Annotated in this window: 22 protein-coding genes; 16 read left to right on the forward strand and 6 right to left on the reverse strand. The window is 70.8% G+C overall.

The window, feature by feature from the left end; genetic code table 11:
* Positions 1–294: hypothetical protein (locus D7X32_RS27680; RefSeq protein ID WP_208752554.1), on the reverse strand; the 294-nt coding region annotated here is incomplete at its 3' end.
* A gap of 38 nt (positions 295–332) precedes the next feature.
* Positions 333–1,391, reverse strand: coding sequence for a DUF72 domain-containing protein (locus D7X32_RS27685; RefSeq protein ID WP_120605577.1), 1,059 nt, complete (start codon positions 1,389–1,391; stop codon positions 333–335).
* Between the two features lie 285 nt (positions 1,392–1,676).
* Here D7X32_RS27685 and D7X32_RS27690 point away from each other — a divergent pair, with 285 nt between their 5' ends.
* From D7X32_RS27690 to D7X32_RS27725, 8 genes are all read left to right on the forward strand, one after another.
* Entirely contained in the window at positions 1,677–2,600 is a 924-nt protein-coding gene (locus D7X32_RS27690) for a PAS and helix-turn-helix domain-containing protein (protein WP_120605578.1), read from the forward strand.
* Between the two features lie 175 nt (positions 2,601–2,775).
* Complete coding sequence (locus tag D7X32_RS27695) at positions 2,776–4,944, forward strand: chemotaxis protein CheA (RefSeq protein WP_208752555.1); 2,169 nt, start codon at positions 2,776–2,778, stop codon at positions 4,942–4,944.
* A complete protein-coding gene (locus D7X32_RS27700) occupies positions 4,941–5,429 on the forward strand; it encodes a chemotaxis protein CheW (protein ID WP_120605580.1) in 489 nt (162 codons plus the stop codon). Before D7X32_RS27695 ends, D7X32_RS27700 begins: the two co-directional genes overlap by 4 nt.
* Positions 5,429–7,510, forward strand: coding sequence for a methyl-accepting chemotaxis protein (locus D7X32_RS27705; protein WP_120605581.1), 2,082 nt, complete (start codon positions 5,429–5,431; stop codon positions 7,508–7,510). The genes D7X32_RS27700 and D7X32_RS27705 overlap by 1 nt, the downstream gene beginning before the upstream one ends.
* A gap of 33 nt (positions 7,511–7,543) precedes the next feature.
* Complete coding sequence (locus D7X32_RS27710) at positions 7,544–9,073, forward strand: ABC1 kinase family protein (RefSeq protein ID WP_120605582.1); 1,530 nt, start codon at positions 7,544–7,546, stop codon at positions 9,071–9,073.
* 22 nt (positions 9,074–9,095) lie between these two features.
* The gene (locus tag D7X32_RS27715) at positions 9,096–9,431 is read left to right on the forward strand and encodes an antibiotic biosynthesis monooxygenase family protein (RefSeq protein ID WP_120605583.1); all 336 of its coding nucleotides are present in this window, start codon (positions 9,096–9,098) and stop codon (positions 9,429–9,431) included.
* 11 nt (positions 9,432–9,442) lie between these two features.
* Positions 9,443–10,507 carry a protein-glutamate methylesterase/protein-glutamine glutaminase gene (locus tag D7X32_RS27720; protein WP_120605600.1) on the forward strand — a complete coding sequence of 355 codons (1,065 nt, stop codon included), beginning with the start codon at positions 9,443–9,445 and terminating at the stop codon, positions 10,505–10,507.
* Positions 10,508–10,509: 2 nt separating this feature from the next.
* On the forward strand, positions 10,510–11,406 hold the full coding sequence (locus tag D7X32_RS27725; RefSeq protein WP_120605584.1) for a CheR family methyltransferase: 897 nt from the start codon (positions 10,510–10,512) through the stop codon (positions 11,404–11,406).
* On the opposite strand, the gene D7X32_RS27730 is transcribed toward D7X32_RS27725, so the two are convergent.
* Entirely contained in the window at positions 11,396–12,316 is a 921-nt protein-coding gene (locus tag D7X32_RS27730; RefSeq protein WP_120605585.1) for a diacylglycerol/lipid kinase family protein, read from the reverse strand. The two genes, D7X32_RS27725 and D7X32_RS27730, sit on opposite strands and share 11 nt — an antisense overlap.
* A gap of 157 nt (positions 12,317–12,473) precedes the next feature.
* Here D7X32_RS27730 and D7X32_RS27735 point away from each other — a divergent pair, with 157 nt between their 5' ends.
* Genes D7X32_RS27735 through D7X32_RS27745 form a run of 3 tightly spaced genes read left to right on the forward strand, consistent with a single transcriptional unit; the run spans position 12,474 to position 14,505 of the window.
* Positions 12,474–13,151, forward strand: a complete 678-nt coding sequence (locus tag D7X32_RS27735) for a Fic family protein (protein WP_208752556.1) — start codon at positions 12,474–12,476, stop codon at positions 13,149–13,151.
* The gene (locus D7X32_RS27740; RefSeq protein WP_147450293.1) at positions 13,148–13,813 is read left to right on the forward strand and encodes a hypothetical protein; all 666 of its coding nucleotides are present in this window, start codon (positions 13,148–13,150) and stop codon (positions 13,811–13,813) included. The genes D7X32_RS27735 and D7X32_RS27740 overlap by 4 nt, the downstream gene beginning before the upstream one ends.
* Positions 13,810–14,505 carry a hypothetical protein gene (locus D7X32_RS27745; protein WP_120605588.1) on the forward strand — a complete coding sequence of 232 codons (696 nt, stop codon included), beginning with the start codon at positions 13,810–13,812 and terminating at the stop codon, positions 14,503–14,505. Before D7X32_RS27740 ends, D7X32_RS27745 begins: the two co-directional genes overlap by 4 nt.
* A gap of 16 nt (positions 14,506–14,521) precedes the next feature.
* Here D7X32_RS27745 and D7X32_RS27750 read toward each other — a convergent pair whose 3' ends face one another.
* A complete protein-coding gene (locus D7X32_RS27750; RefSeq protein WP_120605589.1) occupies positions 14,522–15,187 on the reverse strand; it encodes an Hsp20/alpha crystallin family protein in 666 nt (221 codons plus the stop codon).
* A 164-nt stretch (positions 15,188–15,351) separates the two neighbouring features.
* Positions 15,352–16,239 (reverse strand): PhzF family phenazine biosynthesis protein, encoded by an 888-nt coding sequence (locus D7X32_RS27755; protein ID WP_120605590.1) that lies wholly within the window; start codon positions 16,237–16,239, stop codon positions 15,352–15,354.
* A 144-nt stretch (positions 16,240–16,383) separates the two neighbouring features.
* Here D7X32_RS27755 and D7X32_RS27760 point away from each other — a divergent pair, with 144 nt between their 5' ends.
* Together D7X32_RS27760 and proC are read left to right on the forward strand one after the other, a co-directional pair.
* Positions 16,384–17,160 carry a DUF481 domain-containing protein gene (locus D7X32_RS27760; RefSeq protein WP_120605591.1) on the forward strand — a complete coding sequence of 259 codons (777 nt, stop codon included), beginning with the start codon at positions 16,384–16,386 and terminating at the stop codon, positions 17,158–17,160.
* Positions 17,161–17,325: 165 nt separating this feature from the next.
* Positions 17,326–18,177, forward strand: a complete 852-nt coding sequence (gene proC / locus D7X32_RS27765) for a pyrroline-5-carboxylate reductase (RefSeq protein ID WP_120605592.1) — start codon at positions 17,326–17,328, stop codon at positions 18,175–18,177.
* Here proC and D7X32_RS27770 read toward each other — a convergent pair.
* Positions 18,159–18,842 carry an ArsR/SmtB family transcription factor gene (locus D7X32_RS27770; RefSeq protein ID WP_120605593.1) on the reverse strand — a complete coding sequence of 228 codons (684 nt, stop codon included), beginning with the start codon at positions 18,840–18,842 and terminating at the stop codon, positions 18,159–18,161. The two genes, proC and D7X32_RS27770, sit on opposite strands and share 19 nt — an antisense overlap.
* Positions 18,843–18,905: 63 nt before the next feature.
* Between D7X32_RS27770 and D7X32_RS27775 the strand changes: the two genes are divergently transcribed.
* The 3 genes from D7X32_RS27775 to D7X32_RS27785 all read left to right on the forward strand — a co-directional run bounded on the left by D7X32_RS27775 (position 18,906) and on the right by D7X32_RS27785 (position 20,850).
* Complete coding sequence (locus tag D7X32_RS27775) at positions 18,906–20,024, forward strand: cytochrome P450 (protein ID WP_120605594.1); 1,119 nt, start codon at positions 18,906–18,908, stop codon at positions 20,022–20,024.
* Complete coding sequence (locus D7X32_RS27780; protein WP_120605595.1) at positions 20,024–20,368, forward strand: antibiotic biosynthesis monooxygenase family protein; 345 nt, start codon at positions 20,024–20,026, stop codon at positions 20,366–20,368. The genes D7X32_RS27775 and D7X32_RS27780 overlap by 1 nt, the downstream gene beginning before the upstream one ends.
* A 221-nt stretch (positions 20,369–20,589) precedes the next feature.
* The gene (locus D7X32_RS27785; protein ID WP_244239214.1) at positions 20,590–20,850 is read left to right on the forward strand and encodes a hypothetical protein; all 261 of its coding nucleotides are present in this window, start codon (positions 20,590–20,592) and stop codon (positions 20,848–20,850) included.
* The last annotated feature ends 13 nt before the right edge of the window (positions 20,851–20,863 follow it).

Raw genomic sequence — 20,863 nt, forward strand, 5'->3', positions numbered from 1 at the left:
GGCTCCGGACCCTCCGGCGGCAGGGGCGGGGGTGGCTTTCGGCGTGACACCGTAGCGGGCCTCCTCCTGGCGCTGCTTCTCCTCGGCCGCCAGACGCTGGCGCTCGCGCGCGAGCCGGAACTGTTCCTTGAGGCTGGTGATCTCACCCTTGAGCGAGGAGATGTCCTCCTTCACCGCGCCCGGGTGGCTGGTGCCCGCCTCGTCCACGGGGTGGCCTGCCCGCTTGCCCTCCGAGCCGGCACCACCGGCGGAGGTCATCTGCATCAGCAGGGCAGCCAGGGTCATCGCCTTCATGGACTTTCACGTAAGCAAGCGCCGTGCTCGCGCGCAAGTCATGTTGCGTGAGCGGCGCTTCGTTGGCCGCCCTCTTCCTTGTGTGACACGACGCGTTCCGCCAGCCGGACAGCGGACAGCGGAGCGCTCCCTTCCGCCTTGTTGTTGATGGTCACGAAGACGGGCCGCTCGCGCCGCACCGCCGCCATGCACACCCGGGCCAGGACGTCGCGGGTGCCCACGTCCTCGTCCACCAGCCGGTTGAACGGCGCGTAGCGGGCGTAGGCCTCCTCGTAGCCCAGGTTCGGCGGCAGCATCCAGCGCACCACCACCGCGCGGGCCTCGAAGGCGCGCGTGAGCTTCGCCTGCCGCGCGACGGGCGGCATGTGGGCCCACACCGCGAGCACCGGGCTCACGCCCGTGTCCGCCAGCGCCTGCGCGAAGCCCTCCGTGAGCAGCTCCTCGTTGCGGACCTCCACCGCGTAGAGCGGGCCCTTGGGCAGCGCGGAGAAGAACGCGTGCAGCCGCTCCACGAAGCGCCCCACTCCACCCAGCGCCGCGGGGTCCTGCGGCGGGAACTGGAAGACGAGCGGACCCGCCTTGTCGCCCAACCCTTCCAGGAACGGCGCCACCACGTGGTCCACCGCGTAGGCCGCCTGGAGGAACCGATCATTCACCTGCCCCCGGTGCGCGCCGTAGCGCTCGTGCACGGGGAAGCGCGCCAGCGTGCAGGCCTCGTGGGCCTTCACCAGGAAGCGAAAGCCGTCCGGCACCTGCTGGGCGTACTCGGCGAAGGTGGTGGCGGGCACCGGCGCGTAGAACGTCCGGTCGATGCCCACCGTGCGCAGCACCGGGTGGTGCGCATAGGCAGCCAGGCCCTCGCGCGCCAGCTGGGTCGTGCTGGCCTCATGGTCATAGACGAGCCCGTTCCAGCCCGGGAAGGTCCACGACGACGTGCCCAGGTAGACACCCCGGGGAAGCTGCTCGCCCAGCACGCGCAGGCTCTCGGACGGCTCGGCCGGGCCGACCGGCTGGGTCCGGCGGCGGGACGACACCGGCGGCTCCTCCACCGCCCCGGTGAAGAGGTCGAACTGCGCGGGTCGTCGTGGTGCGCTCATGCGTTCAGCTCCTCTCCCAGAGGGGGACGGCGGTGGAACCCAGGGAGTAATCCCGGAGCCCAGGCGATGCAGCAGGTTGCCCGGATTCCGCGCGACGTTCCAGGTTTCCAGCACGCCCACCAGGTGGACGGGCACGCACGGGCTGTCATCCTCCCAACGCGACGGTCTGTGATTGAACCTTTGTCCAACTGCAAACCCAGTCGCGTCGCTGTAAGATATTTAAACCGAGCAATTCGGCATTACCTCTGTAAAGCTTGACCGTGGTTGCAACGGCTGGGGGGCAACATGGACTGGTCGTTGACCGCATCCCTGCTCGCGGAGCGGGACACGCGACCCATCGTCGTGATGGATCGGCGCGGCCGTATCGAGCTGGCCAACAGTGCATTCACGTCGTTGCTGGGCCGGCCCCGTGAGGAGTTGCTGGGGCGCCGCTGGACGGATATCTGCACGCCGCATGAGCACGGACGTGAGGTGGGACGGGCGCTGCGGGCCATCTTCACCAGCGCCGAGCACCGGCTGGAGACGGAGGTGCTCACGCGCGACGGCGAGCGCCTGTCGGTGGAGATGGACGTGGCGGCCGTGGGCCAGCCGCCGCTGCGGCTGGTGGCCATCATCACGCGCGCGGCGGCGCTCCTCTCCGTCCCCGAGCACACCGCGGCCATGGAGGCCTCCCGGGCTCCCGGACCGCACCAGGACATGAGCTACGAAATCTCCACCGAGCTGTCGTCGTTCGGGACGATCAAGGCGGTGTGGACCTCCGGGCAGTCACAGCAGGAGGAGATGGTGGGCCGGCCGTGCTTCGGCGCCTTCGCCCAGCGCGACGCGCCCTGCCAGGACTGTCCGCTCACGGCGGCGGCTCCCGCGTCCTGGCCCCACACCATCGTGCGGCAGGCCGCGGCGGAGGCCCAGGGCTACGAGGTCGTCACCGCGACGCCCACGGGCGCCGGCACCGCGCGCGTCAGCGTGCACACCATCGGTGACGCCACGCTCAGCGGCCTCTTCGAGGCGAAGGTGCGGCGCCTGGCGAACGCCGCGCGGCTGTCCGAGCGGGAAGGCGATGTCTTGAAATATCTCGCGCTCGGCCGCTCGCCCACCGACATCTCGACCGTGTTAGGGATTACCGAGCGTACGGTCAAATTCCACCAGGCGAACCTGCTCCGGAAGCTGGGGGCGGAGACGCGGTATGACCTGCTTCGCCTGTTCTTCTGACCAGGGCACCTTCCCTCCGGGACAGCTTTCACGCCGTTGACGTTGGAGGATGCTGGCCCTTCGACTCCGGAGTCTTGTGGGTCGGGGGGGCCGTTGCCCATGGGCAGCGCCAGTCAAATCCGTATCATCAAACACATACAGTCCAAGTGGACTTCCGTCAAAGGACATCCTGTCCGTGGGTGAAACTCCGGGCTGGGATGACGTGATGCGGGAGTTCCTCCTCGAGTCCCGCGAACACGTGCAGAGCATCGAGGCGACGGTGCTGGAGCTGGAGGCGCAGCCGGGTTCGCAGGCGTTGCTGGCGCAGCTGTTCCGCAGCCTGCACACCGTGAAGGGCACCTGCGGCTTCCTGGGCTTCACCCGCCTGGAAGCGCTGATGCACGCCGCCGAGGAGATGCTCGGCTTGGCGCGCGACCGGCGGCTGGTGCTGGACCGCGAGCGCGTGTCCACGCTGCTGGCGGCGGCGGACGCGGCGCGCGCGGCGCTGGAGCACATCGAGGCGACGGGGCTGGAGCCCGCGGTGGATCATTCCGCGCTGCTCGCTCGTATGGCGGGCGCGGCGGCGGCCTCCGCTCCCATGGAGGTGTTGGAGCCCCTGACGCCTCCGGGCGCCATCCCCTGGCGCGGCGCCGCCACCGGCGTGGATTCCAAGCTGCGCGTGGACGTGGCGCTGCTGGACCGCCTGATGAACCTGATGGGCGAGCTGGTGCTGGCGCGCAACCGCATCCTCCAGTGCGCGGCGTCCCCCACGCCGGGCGCGGAGCTGATGACCGCGTCGCAGCGGCTGGATGTCGTCACCACGCAGGTGCAGCAGGTGGTGATGAAGACGCGGCTCCAGCCGGTGGGCCAGGTGTGGAACCGCTTCCCTCGGCTCGTGCGCGAGCTGGCGCACGGGTGCGGCAAGCAGGTGCGGCTGCAACTCCAGGGCGCGGACACGGAGCTGGACAAGACGCTGGTGGAGGCGCTGCATGATCCGCTCACCCACCTCTTGCGCAACGCCGTGGACCACGGCGTGGAGACGCCCGGGCAGCGCCGGGAAGCGGGCAAGCCGCCCGTGGGGTGCCTGACGCTGAGCGCGTCGCACGAAGGCGGGCTCGTGCACCTGGGCATGTCCGACGACGGCGCGGGCATCGACGTGCAGCGCGTGCGGCAGGTCGCGGTGCAGCGGGGCCTGCTCACGGCCGACCAGGCGGCGCGGCTTCCGGACGCGGACGCGCTGATGCTCATCTTCATGCCGGGCTTCAGCACCGCGGAGCGCGTCACGTCATTGTCCGGACGGGGCGTGGGCATGGACGTGGTGCGCACGCAGGTGGAGCGCATTGGCGGAACCGTGGAGGTGCACAGCCGGCCCGGCCAGGGCACCACGTTCACGCTCAAGATTCCCCTCACGCTGGCCATCATCCCGGCGCTGCTCGTGACGTGCCGGGGTGACCGCTACGCACTGCCGCAGGCCTCCCTGCGGGAGGTGGTGTGGCTGGAGCCGGCCCAGGCCCGCAGGGACATCACCCGCATCCAGGGGGCGTGCGTCCTGCGCCTGCGAGGTGAGCTGCTGCCGCTGGTGGTGCTGGCGGCCGAGCTGGGCGTGGGGCCCGCGGCGCCGGACCTGGACGCGGGCGCCACCCTCGTCGTGTTGCAGGCCGGCGAGCGCACCTTCGGGCTGTGGGTGGACGCCATCCGCGACACGGAGGAGATCGTCGTCAAGCCGCTGTGGAAGCACCTGAAGGGGCTGGCCTGCTACGCGGGCGCGACGGTGCTGGGCGACGGGCGCGTGGCGCTCATCCTGGACGCCATGGGCCTGGGCCGCCGCGTGGGCACCGTGGCCGAGGCGCAGGCCCAGGTCGTCATTCCAGAAGCCGTTACGGAAGCGCCACGACCCGAGGACGCGCGCGAGCGGGTGCTCCTGTGCCGCACCGGCGCGGAGGGCCGCGTGGCCATCCCGCTGTCGCGCGTGGCGCGGCTGGAGGAGTTGCCCGCGTCGGACGTGGAGCGGCTGAGCGGAGGCATGGAGATGGCGCGCTACCACGGGCAGCTGTTGCCGCTGGTGCGCGTGGCCTCCGTGCTGGAGGCGAGGCCCGGCGCGACGGAGCGGATCACCCAGAACCTCCAGGTCGCGATGGGCGAGTCGCTGTCCGTCGTCGTCACCACGCACGCGGACACGCGCGTGGGGCTGGTGGTGGACGCCATCCTCGACGTCGCGGAGGTGGAGCTCGCGCTCCAGCGTGAGACGCGCCGCCCGGGTGTGCTGGGCTCCATGGTGGTGCAGGCCCGTGCCACCGAGTTCCTGGACGTGGAGGGCACCGTGCGCGCCGTGCACCCGCAACTCTTGACGGGCGGTGCGCCATGAGCGCCTTCCGCCAGCTGTGCTCCTTCCGCGTGGGCGACCACCTGTTCGGCCTGGACATCGAACGCGTGCAGGAGATCCTCCTGCCGCCTCCGCTCACGCGCGTGCCCGGCGCGCCCCCGGAAGTGGCGGGGCTGCTCAACCTGCGCGGGCAGATCGTCCCCGCCATCGACCTGCGCCGCCGCCTGGACCTGCCTGACGGCACCGCCCCCGCGGACGCGCCCCACGTCGTCCTGCGCGGCGACGACGGCGCGGTGAGCCTCCGCGTGGATGCCATTGGCGACATCATTCCCTTCGAGCAGTCGGACCTGGCGCCGCTGCCGGACAACCTGCGCGGGCCGCTGCGCTCGCTGCTGCTGGGTGTCCATGCGCTGCCGGATCGGCTGCTGCTCGTGTTGTCCGCGGATGCGGTGGTGGACGGGCTCGCGCCCACGTCCAGCGCCTCCGCCTCCCCTTCCTTCCCCGTGATTTCCCAGGAGTCCCGCTGATGGCCCGCCCGACCGCGCCCGCCGTGAAAACCACCCTCTTCCAGCGCCTGGGCGGCAAGGTCCCGCTGACGGCCGCCGTGCAGAAGCTCTACGCGCGGGTGATGACGGACGCGCTGCTCAAGCCCTTCTTCCGCCGCGCGGACCTGATCCAGCTCCAGCGCCAGATGGTCGCCTTCCTCACCCAGCACCTGGGCGGTCCGGCCGTCTATCGCGGCCCGTCGATGCGCGACGTGCACGCGCGCATGGAGCTGAAGCCCCACCACTTCGAGCGCGTCGCCGAACACCTGGCCACCGTGATGGATGAGCTGGACGTGCCGGGCCCCGTCGCCCGCGAGGTGCTCGCGGCGGTGGGCACGTTGCAGGACGACATCGTCATCAAGCCCGCGCCGAAGTCCGCCTCCCGGCCCGTCGCGAAGCGCGCCCCGGCGCGTGCCTCCCGCACGGCGGGACGCCGGGTCGCCGCGGCGTCCGCTCCCGCCGCCCGGTCCTCCCGCCGCCGCGCGGCCACGCCGCTCGAAGGCGCCCTGAGCGAGGCGTTGCTGGACGCGGCGCGGGTCAGCCTGTTCGTCCTGGACGCGGACCTGAACATCGTCTTCACGAACGCGTCCGCCACGGAGGCCATCGAGCGCATCAGCAACGGTGCGGGGGACGCGGGCAGCGACTTCCTGGCCCACTTCGAGCACCAGCTGCGCCTGGACGAGGACCGGTTGAACGACCCCTCCGCGCTGCCGCACGAAACCCACTTCGCGGTGGGCCCCACGCTGCTCAAGGCGCGCATCGACGGCATCGCGGGCCGGGGCGGAGCGATCACCGGCTACGTGGTGACGTGGACGGACATCACGGATCAGCAGCGCGCGGACACGGAGATGGCTCGCCTCAGGGCAATGCTGGAGAACGCGCCCACCTGCGTGATGGTGGCCGACGTGGACCTGAAGATCGTCTACCTGAACCCCGCCTCGCGCCGGCTCCTGCAGCGCGTGGAGAAGCACCTGCCCATCACGGCGGACCGGGTGCTGGGGTCCACCATCGACGTCTTCCACCGCGACTCGTCGTACCAGCGGAAGATCCTGTCCAACGACAAGAACCTGCCCGTGCGCGCGAACATCCCCATCGGGCCGGAGGTCGCGGACCTGCTGGTGACCGCGGTGTACGACGGGCAGGGCCGCTACCTGGGCCCCATGGTGACGTGGGAGCTGATCACGGAGAAGCTCGCCGTGCAGCAGCGTGAGAAGGAGCTGGACTCCACCCTGCGCGGCATCTTCCAGGAGGTGACGCAGCACTCGCAGACGCTCGCGGCGTCGTCGCAGGAGCTGTCCAGCGTCAGCCAGCAGATGGTGAGCAACGCGCAGGAGACCGCGGCGCAGGCCACCCAGGTGTCCGCCGGCGCCGAACAGGTCAGCCGCAACGTGCAGAGCGTCGCGTCCGGCATGGAGGAGGTCAACGCGAACATCCGCGAGGTGGCACGCAACGCGAGCAGCGCCGCCAAGGTGGCGTCGTCCGCGGTCAAGCTGGCGGACTCCACGTCCAGCATCGTCGGCAAACTGGGGACCAGCAGCCAGGAGATCGGCAAGGTCATCAAGGTCATCACCTCCATCGCGCAGCAGACGAACCTGCTCGCGCTCAACGCGACCATCGAGGCGGCCCGCGCGGGTGAGGCGGGACGGGGCTTCGCGGTGGTGGCCAACGAGGTGAAGGAGCTGGCGCGCGAGACGGCCCGCGCCACGGAGGACATCGGCCAGAAGATCGGCAGCATCCAGGGCGACACCGAGGAGGTGGTCAACGCCATCCTGGAGATTGGCGCCACCATCGGCCGCATCAACGAGCTGCAGACGTCCATCGCCTCCTCCGTGGAGGAGCAGACGGCCACCGCGGGCGAAATCCTCCGCAACGTGGGCGAGGCCGCCAAGGGCAGCCAGCAGATCTCCGAGAACATGGCCGCCGTGGCGGAGGCCGCGCGCAGCACCACCGAGGGCGCGGGCAGCACGCAGCGCTCGGCGGGGGAGCTGGCCCACATGGCGCAGTCGCTGCAACGGCTGGTCGTGCAGGTGGACACCTCCGACAAGCAGGTCCGGACGAAGTAGCGCGGGCGGCATCAAGCCCTGGAGCCACGGCACGTGCGGACCGGATTGAAGCGGTGGTGGGAGCTGGGTCAGGTGGCCCGCGCCTCCACGCGCCTGCGGCGGGTGTCCCGTCCCCAGGACGCGGAGCGCGCCCGGCGCGAACTGACCGAGCGGCTGCTGGGCCTGCGGGGACTGCCCCAGAAGGTGGGGCAGGTGCTCACGCTCGCGCAGCTGGGCGCGGACACGCCGGGGTTCGGTTCACTCGCGGAGGCGCCCTCCCCGCTCGCGCCGGAGGCCGCGCTGGCGGAGGTGTCCCGCCGGTTGGGCCGTCCCTGGCGGGAGGTGTTCACGTCGCTGGAGGGCGTGGGCATCGCCGCGTCGCTGGGACAGGTGCACCGAGGGGTGCTGCACGACGGGCGCACCGTGGCGGTGAAGCTGCGGCACCCGGGCATCGCGGAGGCCGTGCGGGATGATCTGCGCGCGCTGGGGTGGCTGGCAGCGCCGCTGGGTGGCTGGCGCGGGAAGCTGGACATGTCCTCCTACCGCCACGAGCTGGCCCGGATGCTCCAGGGCGAACTGGACTACCACCACGAAGCCCAGGCCCTGCGGGACGCGGGCGCGCGCATGACGGACGTGCCGGGCGTCGTCGTCCCCGTGCCGGTGGACGCGCTCACGCGTGAAGACCTGCTGGTGATGAGCTGGGTGGAGGGCGCTTCGCTCGCGGATGGATGGCGCTGGAGCGAAGCGGACCGCCGCGCGCTGTCCACGACGCTGGTGCGGCTGTTCCTCCACGGGTGCTTTACGTGGGGCGCGCTCCACGCGGATCCGCACCCGGGCAACTACCGCGTGTCCCGGGGGCCGGACGGCAAGCCCGTGCTGGGGGTGCTCGACTTCGGCTGCGTGAAGCCGCTGCCGCCGGAGCTGGCCGTGGGGCTGGGGCGGCTGATCTCCCTCCTCCGGTGTCCCAACACGCCGCCACACCCGGAGCAGGTGCTGTCCGCGTGGGTGATGATGGGCTTCACGCCGGAGCTGCTGGAGCCCATGGCGGAGACGCTGCCCGCCGTCAGTCGCGTGCTGCTGGAGCCCTTTCTCCTCGACCGTCCCTTTCGCGCGCGAAGCTGGCGGCTGGGCGAGCGGCTCACCGAGGCGCTGGGGCCGCACCGCTGGAACTTCCGCGCGGCCGGGCCCGCGTCGCTCCTGTTCGTCCTGCGCGCATTCCACGGGCTGGTGCGGCACCTGGACGTGCTCGATACGCCCATCGCGTGGGCGCCGCTGCTGGACGAGGCGCGCGCCCCATCGCTCCCGCCTCCACCGTCGCTGCCCGAGGCGCGGGGGGAAGGCACCGCGCGCTACCTGAAGGTCCGCGTGACGGAGGCCGGGCAGACGCGCGTCGCGCTGACGTTCCGCGCGGACGTGGCGGCGCACCTGGAAGACCTGCTGCCGGAGGACCTGCCGCGGAGGCTCGCGGCGCGGGGCGTGGATCCGGCGGCCATTGGCAAGGCGGCGGTCGCGGCGGGGCTGCGGCCGTCGGAGTTGTTCCACCTGGACGAGGGCGACCGCCACGTCCGGGTCTGGCTCGAGTGAAACCCAGACAAGGAGGTGACGCATGGTCACCATCGGCATGAACTACGAAGTGCGTGAGGGCAAGGCGGAAGCCTTCGAGCGGAAGTTCGCGCTCGTGCTGGAGGCGATGCGCACCCTGCCGGCGCACGCGCATACGGAGCTGTTCAAGAGCGTGGGGGCACCGGGGCGCTACCTCATCGTCTCCGAGTGGCACAGCCGCGAGGGCTTCGACGCCTTCGTCGCGTCCGAGGCCTTCCACCGCGTGACGGATTGGGGCGCCAGCGCCATCCTCGCGGGCCGGCCGCGCCACGAGGTGTATGGCGAGACGGTCAGCAGCGCCCCTGCGGGACGCTGCCCGGTCGAGCACGCGGTCCGGTGACGCGGGTGCGCATGAATCCCATCCGGGTCCTGGTGGTGGACGACGCGGCCGTGGTGCGGCGCCAGGTGTCGCTGCTCCTGGGCGCGGATCCCGGCCTGGAGGTCGTCGCCACCGCGCCCAACGGCCGCATCGCGCTTGCCAAGGTGGCGCAATTCCAGCCGGACGTGGTGCTGTTGGATCTGGAGATGCCGGAGCTGGACGGACTGGAGACGCTGAAGCTCCTGCGCCAGCGCGACCCGGAGCTGCCGGTGGTGATGTTCAGCGCGCTCACCGAACGCGCGGGCATGCTGACCCTGGAGGCGCTCGCGCTGGGGGCACGCGACTACGTGACGAAGCCCACCTCCGCGGGCGGACTGAACATCACCGTGGAGGCCGTGCGGGACGAACTGGTGCGCAAGCTCAAGGCGCTCAACGTGCGCACGCCCTCCGCCACGGCGGCGCCGTTCCCGGTGACGCGCGCGCCCCAGCCCCGGCCTCAGACGCCCGCGCGGGTGGAGGCCATCGTCATCGGCGCGTCCACCGGAGGCCCGGGCGCGCTGGTGCGCGTGGTGTCCTCGCTGCCGGCGGACCTGCCGGTGCCGGTGCTCATCGTGCAGCACATGCCGCCCCTCTTCACCCGGCTGCTGGCGGAGCGGTTGCAGGGCGTGAGCGCGCTCACCGTGCGCGAGGCCGTGACGGGCTCGGCCGTGCAGGCCGGCTCGGTGTGGGTCGCCCCTGGGGACTTCCACCTGGCCGTGTGCCGGGACGCGACGGGCGTGCGGCTGCTCACGCACCAGGGCCCCACGGAGAACGCGTGCCGCCCGGCGGTGGACCTGCTCTTCCGCTCGGCGGCGGAGGTGTACGGCGCGGGGGTGCTGGCGGTGGTGCTCACCGGCATGGGCCAGGACGGGCTGCGCGGCTGCCGGCGGGTGAACGAGGCGGGTGGGCAGGTGGTGGTGCAGGACCAGGCCAGCAGTGTCATCGGCAGCATGCCGGGCGCGGTGGAGCAGGCGGGGCTCGCGGATGCGGTGATGCCCCTGGACGCAGTGGCCCCGGAGCTGGTGCGGCGCGTGGATCCGCGCGGACGGAGAACCTGAGCATGCCGCTGTTTCCCGATGACTTCGCGTATCTGCGGCAGCGCGTGCTGCGCCGCTCCGGGCTCGTGCTGGAGTCCGACACGCACGCGCTGGTGGAGACGCGGCTCACGTCGCTCGTGCGCGAGGAGCGGCTGCCGGACATCGCCGCCCTCGTCTCACGGTTGCGCTCGCTGCCGGAGGGCAGCCCGCTCCACCAGCGGATGGCGGAGGCGCTCGCCAACCACGAGACCGCCTTCTTCCGCGACGCGCCCGTATTCGACGCCCTGCGCACCACGGTGCTGCCCGCCCTGCTGGCGAAGCGCGTCCGCACGCGAACGCTGCGCATCTGGTGCGCGGCGTGTGCCTTTGGCCAGGAGCCCTACAGCGTGGCGATGACGCTGGCGGAGGCCGGGCTGCTGATCACCGGCTGGACGGTGCGCATCCTCGCCACGGACTTCTCCACCCGCGCGCTCGTGCGCGCCAGCGAGGCTCGCTACGACGCGAAGGAGATCCACCGGGGCCTGACGCCCGAGCTGCGCCAGCGCTACTTCCACCAGGACCGCGACCGGTGGCGGCTCATCGAACAGGTGCGCAGGCCCGTGGAGTGCCGGCCGCTCAACCTGATGGACGACTTCCCACTGGAAGCGCCCGTGGACCTCGTCTTCCTTCGCAACGTGATGATCTACTGGGACGTGCCCACCCGGCGCGCGGTGCTCGCCCGCGTGCGGCGGATGCTCCACGCGGATGGCTACCTGGTGCTGGGCGCCGCGGAGGCCTCGCCCCTGGTGGAGGACGGCTTCACGCGGCACCTGATTGGACAGACCAGCTGGTACCGCCCCGCGCCCGCGTCTCCCAACGCCAGCGCGGGCTCGCCCGTGGCGGACGCGCCGCGCCCGCCCCACTCCGGCGCTACACCTTGAGGCGGATGGCGCCGGGCAGCAGCGTCATGGTGCAGGGCAGCCGGCCCGGCGTCTCGCCGTCCACGTCCAGGAACACGTCGCCCGTCTCCGACTCCGCGTGGAGCGTGCGGCAGCGCAGCCTCCGCGTGCCCTTCCAGGTGACGTGGTCGCCGTTGTAGACGCCCTTGGACTTGAGGACGAAGTCGGACAGGCCGTAGTTGGACCAGATGGTGACGTCGAAGAGGCCGTCGTGCGTCACCGCGTCGGGCGCCACGAACATGCCGCTGCCGAAGTAGCGCCCGTTGGCCACGGCCACCGCGGTGACGCTCACCGTCTCCGGCTCGCCGCCGTCCACCGTGAGCCGCACCTGCCGCTCCTGGTACTTCAGGAGGCCCTTCACGGTGCCCCACATGAAGCTCAGGTTGCCGCCCAGCGCCTTGCTGCCCTGGTTCACCTCGCGCGCCACCACCGCGCTCACGCCGAACGAGGCGATGTTGGCGAAGAAGCGCGTGGCCGGGTTGCCGTCGTTGTCGATGAACTCCAGCCGACCCACGTCGAACGGCTCCGTCTTCTCCGTGCGCAGCCGCTCCAGCGCGGAGTTCAGCTCCAGGTCCCACCCGAAGGTGCGGCGGAAGTCACCGCCCGTGCCCCGGGGCAGGAGGCCCAACGTGGCCTGCGGGTTGATGACCTGCCCATCTCGGAAGAAGCCGTTGGTGACCTCGTTGAGGGTGCCGTCACCGCCCACCGCGACGATGCACTCATAGCCATCGTCGATGGCCTGCCGCGCCAGACGCGCCGCATCCATGCCGCCGCTGGTGAAGCCGTGCCCGAACTCACCGAGCACCTTGCCCACCTGCGAGGAGATCTCCACCCATCGCTTCCCCGTCTGCCCGTTGGCGCTGCGCGGGTTGACCACGAGGAACGTCTTCATTCAGTGCCTTCTCCCTGCTGCGAGAACGGCTTGTTTACGCAATTGTGGGCCGTGGCTCCACTCCATGACCCACATGAGAGCCCCGGAGCCCGGGGTGTTTGTCACCCGGACCCGTCCATGCTGGGCTTCTGACCCCTCCTTTCGCCCCGGACCCCGAGTGAAAGTCCCCTCCTCCACCGAGCAGCTCGCACCCCACCGGGAGGCCACGCGCACTCTGGACTGGGCACTGCCCACGCTCCGGGCGGACCTGAAGGCGGCGGCACGTCAGCCCTTCCGGGAGACGGGAGCCCAGGAGGACTTCCTGCACCGCCATGACGCAGCGGCCCATGAATCCCAGGGGCAGGAGCGGACGGGGCGCTTCGAGCGGGCCCTGGCCCGGGTGCGGCAGTTGGCGGACGCGGGCGAGCCGCTGACCTTCCCCCGGATGGTGGAGGTCCAGTCGGAGCTCCTGGGCGGGCCCACGGGCTTCCGCACCGGGGACGCCTTCGCGTGGGGCGGCGCTCACCGCTACGCGCACGCGCCCGGCCTGGAGGCGGCCTTTCGCGACAAGGTGGAGTCGGACGCCAGGGAAGACCGCCACCCCGTGGCACATGCCACGCGGTTGTACCTGGACCTGTGTTTCTTCCATCCCTTCCCGGACGGCAACGCCCGCGCGGCGCGGCTGTGGTTGGAATACATGCTGCGCCGGGGCCGGCTGCCCACCCCGCCGCTGGCGCCCGTGGTGCTGTGGCCCAAGCACCCGGGAGATGCGGTGAACTACACGCGGCTGGCAAGGCTGCTGGCCCGGAGCATCGCGGGGCCGGACGCCCCGTGCCGCAACGAGGTGTCTTCATGAGCGTTGAGGCTTCGACTTCCATGTGGCGGCGCATCCGCGACAGCCTGGATACCTATGCGCCGGAGCCGCTGGCATCCCAGCTGCGGGACGTCCTGGCCCCGTTGCGGTCCGGTGGGATCCATCAGGCCCGGCTCAAGCAGGCGAAGAACGCCGTCCAAGACCTGCTCAAGAGCGAGCTGGGGGCCTGGTACACCGCGAGCGGCCTGCCCCTGGGCAACGAGGTGCTGGGGGGCTACTGCTGGTGCCACTCGTTCTTCAACCAGAACCCGCCGCATCGCACGGTGGACGTGGATGAGAACATCCAGCTCATGCTGGAGTCGCTGGAGCGGATCCGGGCGTTTCTGTATGCGCTGGACGGCGTGTATCAGTCCGCGCGCCGTCAGCTTGAGGCAGCGGCCAACGACAAGCCCCTCCGGGCGCAGGCGCTCGCGGAAGGGCTGGTGCGGACCGTGGACCTGACGGCGGAGACGACGTCCTGTGAGGAGACCTGGTACCAGGTCGCGCAGGACGCCATGTCGTGGTGCATCGAGGCGATGGGACTGCCCTTGTCGGACGCCACACAGGAGCTGCTGGACACCGCCTTCGTCTTCGAGTCCTGGGTGGCGCCCCCTCCGGAAGCCCTCCGGGACGCGGCGGCGAGGGTGGCGGAGGGGGCCGTATGAGCAGGACGCCCCTGGGCTCATGGGCAATCATCCGCGACAGCCTGGATGGGTATGCCCCGGACAAGCTCATCCGCCTGCTGCGCGAATACCTGACGCCACGGGTACCGCCGGGGACGCGCAAGCTCACGGACGAGCAGCACGACACGATGGTGAAACACGTCCAGCGCCTGCTCAACCAGAACCTGGGGCCCTGGTACACGGAGACGCACCTGTATCTGGGCAATGAGAGCTTCGGTGGCTACTGCTGGTGTCACCGCTTCTTCCGGCACAAACCCACGCCGAACATGAGCGTGGAATACAACATCCAGCTCATCATCGACGCGCTGGCGCAGTCGCGAGAATGGCTGTTCAAGCTGGGCGCCCACTTCAAGGCGCTGGAGCGGGACCTGCCTTCAGCCCCCGAGGACACGGACATCCGGATGCTCGCGCTGGCGGATGGAATCGTCACCACGATGAACCTCACCATGGACGCCACGGGCTGCGAGGAGTCCTGGTACACCTTCGCGGATCAGGCGCTGACGTGGATGTTCGACGCCATCGCGCTCCGGCCGGGCTATCAGGCCGGGAAGCTGATGCGGAAGCTGTTCGCGTTCGAGTCCTGGCACGGGCCCCTCCAGGAGGAGCTGCGCGACTCGGCGGAGAAGGTGGCGGCGGCCGTCGTGGAGGACGAGGGCCGCCGGCACACGCACTGAGGTGCGCGCCCACCCCTCAGTGGACGGGCTTTCCGCGCGTCAACCGGGCCTGCTCGCGCGAGCCCCCCTTCACCTCGATGCGCTTGCCCTGGGCCTCCGACTCCGGAAGCTTCAAGGAGATCTCCAGCACGCCATTCTCGAAGTTCGCCTGCACCGTCTCCGTGTCGATGCCTTCCGGAAGCGGGATGGCGCGGCGGAACGAACCGGTGCTGCGCTCCATGCTCCAGAACCCTTCGAGCTCCTCTTCCTCCTCCACCTCGAAGCTGCGCTCACCTTCGATCACGAGCAGGTCCTTCAGCAGTTCGACGTGGATGTCCTCCTGCTTCACGCCTGGCAGGTCGGCCTTCACGACGAGGTTTCCGTTCCGCTCCAGCACGTCCACCTGCGGTGACCAGAGGCCCTCGTCCAGCACGCCACTCCGGGCGGCGAGGCCCCGGCCTCCGATGCCGGTGAAGAGCTGGTCCATGTCTTCCAGCATCCGGCGCAGCAGTCCGAATGGGCTCAAGGGCACGGCTTCCCGGCCAATGGCCGGTGCGCGCGACTCGCGGCGGGTGATGCCAGCGCCCGTCCTGGGCTCCTGCTCCTGCGAGGTGCCGCCCTGCGCGTCGGCCTTGGCGTTCTTCACGGCGGGCGAGGAGGAGGGCCCCCTCTGCTCCCCCGGGTTCCTGTTAGCGTTTGCCATGACGACCTCCCCCGGTGGAGCCCGGCTGGCGCCCGGCCGCCGGACCGCCCCGGTGACTCGAGCGGGGATGGGATTATCCCAACCCAAAACTGGCGGTGCCTCCGCGAGCCATCAAGGGTCCAGGGCTACAGGAGCCCAGGCGTCTGTCATTGGTGGGAGCCTCGCTACGCGAGCAGCGTGGCGTCCATCACCGTGAGGGCCACCCCGCCGACGCGGGCGCGCTCGACATGGCCCGGCCGGCCGGTGACCTGGATGTCGATGCGGCCCGGCTTGCCAAGCGTGTCGCCCTGTTCGATGCGGCCGGACGCCGTGCCGCCATGCTCCGGCAGGCGCAGGCTCCCGTGCTCGGCGAGGTAGGCCGCCAGTGGGCCCGCGGCGGAGCCTGTCACCGGGTCCTCCAGGATGCCGAAACCCGGGACGAAGTAGCGCGCCTGGGCCACGCTCCCCTCCTCCTTCACTTCACGGGTGAAGAGGTAGACGCCTCGCACGCCGTGCGACATCAGCAGCGCGTTCATCGCCGCGCCCCGCGGCGTCAGGGCCTCCAGGTCCGCGAGCCGCAGGAGCGGCACCACCAGCCGGTGGCCCTGGCGGATCACCGGCAGCGACGGGTCCACCTGCGACGTCTTCCCACCGAGCGTGGCCATCAGCGCGTCCATCTCCACGGGGTTGGGCTGCGCGGGCGGCTGGGGCGTGGCGATCCACACCCGGGTCCCCCGCGCGCCCTGTGACTCCAGTTCGATGTCGAGCGTGCCGGCGGGGCACTCCAGCTTGTAGGTCCCCGGGCTTCGCAGCAGCCCCTTCTCCGCGAGCAGATGGAAGGTGGCCACCGTGGCGTGGCCGCAGAACGCAATCTCATCCACGGGCGTGAAGTAGCGAAGGCGCACGGTGGCGTCGCCGGGCCGGGACAAGAGGAAGGCGGTCTCCGACGCACTGACGGCCGCGGCGGTCCGCTGCATCGTGGGGACATCCAGCGCCGTGGCGTCGAGCACCACGCCCGCGCGGTTTCCTGCACCGGCGGTGCGGGTGAAGGCATCGATGATGTGGACCTGCATGGGCGGGCTCCGGACAGGGGAAGGGCCAGGGAAACGGCGCAGGCATGCTCCGCTCTTCCGCTGGCGTCAAGCGATGGACCGACGCACGGGGGTGCCGAACAACGGGGTTGAACAGGAGCGCTCGAGCGGGCACAGCGGTGACACATGGGTTTCCTGAAGACAGGTGGGTGGGTGGTGCTGGGGGTGTTGCTCCACGCGAGTGGCGCGGCGGCACAGATCGTCAACGTGCAGGCGCTCTTCGACGAGAAGGCGGAGCTGGGACCAGCCGCGGCCATCGAGCTGGGCGGTGACTGGCGCACGGGCAGCACGGAGCTGTTTGCCATCCGAGGCTCGCTGGTGGGCCAGCTGCGCTCCGAGCGCGATGTCTGGCTGGGCGTCATCCGGGGCGAGTACTCGTTCGCGAGCGGCGAGCGCATCGTCAGCCAGGTGTTGGAGCACGTGCGCTACCGGCGCAGGTTCACGGACCAGGTGGCGGGCGAGGTCTTCGCACAGCACGAATACAACGAGTTCCGCCGGCTCCAGTTCCGGGCCCTGCTGGGCGCGGGTCCCCGCTTCATCCTGTTCAACGAGGACAGCATGGGGCTCACCTTCGGCGTGGCGCTGATGGTGGAGCACGAGCGGCTGCGCAAGGACGGCGAAGCGGACGCGGGGGACCGCTACACGGATCCGCGCGTGTCCAGCTACCTGCTGGCCCGGGTGAAGCTGATGGAGAACATCAACCTCGTGGAGACGGTCTACTTCCAGCCGCGAGTCACCCGCCCCTCCGACCTGCGCGTGCTCAACGAAACGCTGCTCGCGGTGACACCGAATCCCCGCGTCACGGTGGGCATCGGCTTCAACCTCACCTACGACAGCGCGCCGCCCGCGACGGTGCCACCGCTGGACACGCAGCTGCGAACCACCGTGGGCGTGAAGTTCTAGGGCGCCTGGAAACCCAGGGTGTCCCCCTCCCGCCCGGAGCGGCCCAACTGGTCCGACTGTCGGACCGGTTCGTGCGGTGCGCCGCCGGCGGGGCCGGGAGGGTCCGCGCTTCTCACCCATCGAGACTGAGATTCTTGTCCAAAGGCACAGGGGTAGACTCCGGCCATGACGTCCCATCCCATCCCCGCGCCTGTCGTCCTCCTGGGAGGCGGCAAGATCGCCGAAGCCCTCATCCAGGGGCTGCTGCGCTCCGGGCAGGCGCGCCCGTCGGACCTTCGCGTCACCGTGCGCCGGCCCGAACGCGGCGAGGAGCTGCGCTCCCGGCACGGCGTGCAGGTCCTCGTGGACAACGCGCAGGCGGTGCGGGGCGCTGGAGTGGTCCTGCTGGCGGTGAGACAGGCGCAGCTGCGGGACCTGATGGCGGTCATCTCACCGGCCCTGGCGCCGGGGCAGACCGTGGTGTCGCTGTCCGCCGACGTGCGGCTCGAACAGTTGGAAGCGGCGCTGCCCTCCCATGTCTCCGTCTTCCGCGCCATGCCTCACACGCCGGTGCGCGTGGGCTCGGGCGTGACGCCGCTGACGGCTGGGACACGGGTGACGGAAGCCGCGAAGAGGGCTACTGAATCCGTCTTCGCGGCGACGGGTCAGCCGTTATGGATGTCCGAGGAGGCGCTCACGGTGTGCACGGGCGTGTCCTGCACGGGCCCCGCGTACGTCTTCCGGTTCGTGGAGGCCCTGGCCCAGGCCGCGATGGCGCACGGGATGGACGCGGCGGAAGCGGCGGAACTCGCGCGGGGCACGCTCATCGGCGCGGCGAAGCTGCTGGCCGAACCAGCTGCCACCACCCCACGCCTCATCGCGGAGATTGCGACCCCAGGAGGCATCACCATGGCGGGGCTGGAGGCGTTGGAAGCCAATGGCCTCCCCCGAGTCGTGGGTGAAGCGGTAACCGTCGCCATCCAGCGCACGAGGGAGCGCGCGGACGCGAACGCCGTGGCCTACAGCACGCCGAAGTGACGCTTGAGCCCGCGCTGGCCTCCGGGCGTGACGATGAGGCCACGAGAGTCGGGCTGACGTTCCACCCACCCCAGCGAAAACACATGCGAGGCGAGCGCGGCCCCCAGCGCCCCCGCGAGGTGATCGCGCCGCTCGCTCCAATCCAGGCACCGGTGGGCGAAGTGGCGCCGCTGTTCGCGCACAGGCTCCAGGTCGATGCCGAAGTCCTGGAACCACGCCTCGCCGCTCGGTGTGAGCGCGAAAGCGCGACGACGGAGGGACAGGTGCCCGGCCCGAAGGAGCGCGTCGGTGATGCCCATGCCCAGCCGGCCCGCCAGGTGGTCGTAGCAGTAGCGCGCGGCCCGCAGGGGTTCCGGGGTCGCTGACGCACGGGGGCTCCGGACCGCCACGGTCATCAGCGCCTCCACCATCCGCGCCACGGTGGGCGTGGCGAGGCGGAACACCTTGTTGCGTCCCTGCCGGGTGGAGCGGACCAGCCGGGCCTGCTCCAACCGCTGGAGGTGCGCGGTCGCAGTCGCGGGGCTGACGCCCGTACCGAACGCGAGCTCCTTGGCGACGAGAGCACGCCCCTCCATGAGCAGCTCCAGCATCCGGATCCGCGTGGCATCCCCCACGGCGCCAGCCAGGGTCGTGAGGTCCGGGCCTGCATTCATCGTTCGGTCCATGGCGAACCATTTCTTAGCACACGGACACGGCGACGGGAGGAGAGTGCCCGGGAGCGAGGACCGATGACACCGCCCACCGACCCGTATCAGGCCGTCACCCACCCCGACCCCTACCCGTACTACGCGGAGCTTCGCGCCCGCGGTGGACTGCACCGCGTCCCCGGCTTCGAGCCATGGATCGCGGCGGATGCGGCCACCGTCCGCGCAGTGCTCACGAACGAGCACTGCAAGGTCCGGCCACGGGCGGAGCCGGTGCCTCCGCATCTGGTGGGAACCGCCGCCGGAGCACTCTTTGGACGGCTGGTACGGATGAACGACGGAGGCCCCTTCCCCGCCGTGAAGCAGACCCTGTCGCGCGCGCTGCCGGAGGCGCTGCGAGAGGTGGAAGCAGAGAGCCGACGCTGGGCGGAACGGCTGTTCGCGAAGCCCTCCCTGTCCCGGCTGCCGGACGCCGCTCTTCAGCTTCCCGTGTTCGTGCTGGGGTCGCTGCTGGGTTTTCCGGAAGACACGCTGGAGGCGAGCGTGCGGGACGTGGAGGCCTATGTCCGCTCGGTCGCTGGCCCCAAGGTGAACAGCGAGGGCGCGGCGAAACTGAACGAGCGCGTGGCGGCCTGTTTCCAGGCAACACCCAGGACCCCGTTCACGGCCCGCCTCATGGAAGGCCACGGCGCGGAGGACCTGCGCATTCCCAATGCCGTGGGCCTGCTCACCCAGGCGTACGAAGCGACGGCCGGGCTGCTGGGTGCGACGCTGCGGGCCGTCGCTCGCGGGCCCTCGCTGCGGGAACAACTCTCACGGGGCGAGTGCACGCTCGACGACGTGGTCCAGGAAGCGGTCCGCTACGAGTCCCCGGTCCAGAACACGCGGCGGTTCACCCATGCGCGTGCGCTCGTCGCGGGCCAGGAGCTGGAAGCCGGTTCGACGGTGGTCGTCGTGCTCGCCGCCGCGAATCGCGATCCGCTGGAGAATCCCCAGCCGGACGCGTTCCTGCCACGGCGCGTAGGTCGACAGACCTTCACGTTCGGCCTGGGCGCGCATGCCTGTCCGGGACCGCTGCTTGCGACAGCGATGGCCACGGCGGCGGCGGAGCGCGTGCTCTCGAGCGGCCTGGACCTGGCGCCGCTGTCGGGCTCCGTCACCTGGCGTGCTTCCACCAACACCCGAGTCCTGGGAGGCCTGTGATGATTGCTGTCATTTTCGAGGTCTGGTCACACGAAGAACATCGGCAGCGGTACCTGGACCTCGCTGCGGAGCTCCGGCCCCTGCTGGCAGGCATCGACGGGTTCATCTCCATCGAGCGGTTCCAGAGCCTCGGCGAGCCAGGGAAGCTGCTGTCCCTGTCCTACTGGCGTGACGAGGCGGCGGTGGCGGAATGGCGGCGCCAGGAAGCCCACCGTGAGGCGCAGCGCGAAGGCCGGGAGGGCGTGTTCAACGACTACCGCCTGCGCGTGGCGCACGTCGTGAGGGATTACGGCCTGGAGGACCGGGCGGCCGTGCCCGCTGACAGTCGCACCGTGCACGGCTGAAGCGGCCGGCGCACGGCGGCTGTCTTCCCGCCCGTCCCTCCCATGCGGGCCATGACTCCCCCACCTTCTTCTGGGGGTGCACGATGATGCGAGGCCATTGGAGAGGAGCCTGGGGGCTGGCTGCCGCGCTGCTCGGGGTTCCGGCGTTGGGGCAACTCGAAGGTCCGCCCGAGGGCGCACCGCAATACTCCTGCTTCGAAGCGGCACGCGCGGGTGGCGCGGTGAGCGAAAGCATCGCGGCCCAGCTCTGCCAGGGTGCTCGGTCCGACAGTCCGGCGCGATGTTTCCACCGGGTCCAGGAGGCAGCGTTCCTGGAGGAGCCGCAAGCGCTTCAGCTCTGCCAGTACGCCTTGCCCTCGGATGATCCCGCGTCCTGTTTCCTCAAGGCGCGGACGTCCTCGTTCCTGGACGAGTCCGAGCTCGTGCTGCTCTGCCGCCCGCCCATCGCGGCGACGCTGAACCTGTGTCCCTATGGCCCTTGATATTTCCGCCCCG

The sequence above is a fragment of the Corallococcus carmarthensis genome, assembly GCF_003611695.1.
In the GTDB taxonomy this organism is placed as follows: domain Bacteria; phylum Myxococcota; class Myxococcia; order Myxococcales; family Myxococcaceae; genus Corallococcus; species Corallococcus carmarthensis.

What these genes read in the sequence shown, in the direction of transcription:
- D7X32_RS27685 (WP_120605577.1), bottom strand. Translation starts at nt 1,391, where the DNA reads ATGAGCGCACCACGACGACCCGCGCAGTTCGACCTCTTCACCGGGGCG.
- D7X32_RS27690 (WP_120605578.1), top strand. Translation starts at nt 1,677, where the DNA reads ATGGACTGGTCGTTGACCGCATCCCTGCTCGCGGAGCGGGACACGCGA.
- D7X32_RS27700 (WP_120605580.1), top strand. Translation starts at nt 4,941, where the DNA reads ATGAGCGCCTTCCGCCAGCTGTGCTCCTTCCGCGTGGGCGACCACCTG.
- D7X32_RS27705 (WP_120605581.1), top strand. Translation starts at nt 5,429, where the DNA reads ATGGCCCGCCCGACCGCGCCCGCCGTGAAAACCACCCTCTTCCAGCGC.
- D7X32_RS27715 (WP_120605583.1), top strand. Translation starts at nt 9,096, where the DNA reads ATGGTCACCATCGGCATGAACTACGAAGTGCGTGAGGGCAAGGCGGAA.
- D7X32_RS27720 (WP_120605600.1), top strand. Translation starts at nt 9,443, where the DNA reads ATGAATCCCATCCGGGTCCTGGTGGTGGACGACGCGGCCGTGGTGCGG.
- D7X32_RS27725 (WP_120605584.1), top strand. Translation starts at nt 10,510, where the DNA reads ATGCCGCTGTTTCCCGATGACTTCGCGTATCTGCGGCAGCGCGTGCTG.
- D7X32_RS27730 (WP_120605585.1), bottom strand. Translation starts at nt 12,316, where the DNA reads ATGAAGACGTTCCTCGTGGTCAACCCGCGCAGCGCCAACGGGCAGACG.
- D7X32_RS27740 (WP_147450293.1), top strand. Translation starts at nt 13,148, where the DNA reads ATGAGCGTTGAGGCTTCGACTTCCATGTGGCGGCGCATCCGCGACAGC.
- D7X32_RS27745 (WP_120605588.1), top strand. Translation starts at nt 13,810, where the DNA reads ATGAGCAGGACGCCCCTGGGCTCATGGGCAATCATCCGCGACAGCCTG.
- D7X32_RS27750 (WP_120605589.1), bottom strand. Translation starts at nt 15,187, where the DNA reads ATGGCAAACGCTAACAGGAACCCGGGGGAGCAGAGGGGGCCCTCCTCC.
- D7X32_RS27755 (WP_120605590.1), bottom strand. Translation starts at nt 16,239, where the DNA reads ATGCAGGTCCACATCATCGATGCCTTCACCCGCACCGCCGGTGCAGGA.
- D7X32_RS27760 (WP_120605591.1), top strand. Translation starts at nt 16,384, where the DNA reads ATGGGTTTCCTGAAGACAGGTGGGTGGGTGGTGCTGGGGGTGTTGCTC.
- proC (WP_120605592.1), top strand. Translation starts at nt 17,326, where the DNA reads ATGACGTCCCATCCCATCCCCGCGCCTGTCGTCCTCCTGGGAGGCGGC.
- D7X32_RS27770 (WP_120605593.1), bottom strand. Translation starts at nt 18,842, where the DNA reads ATGGACCGAACGATGAATGCAGGCCCGGACCTCACGACCCTGGCTGGC.
- D7X32_RS27775 (WP_120605594.1), top strand. Translation starts at nt 18,906, where the DNA reads ATGACACCGCCCACCGACCCGTATCAGGCCGTCACCCACCCCGACCCC.
- D7X32_RS27780 (WP_120605595.1), top strand. Translation starts at nt 20,024, where the DNA reads ATGATTGCTGTCATTTTCGAGGTCTGGTCACACGAAGAACATCGGCAG.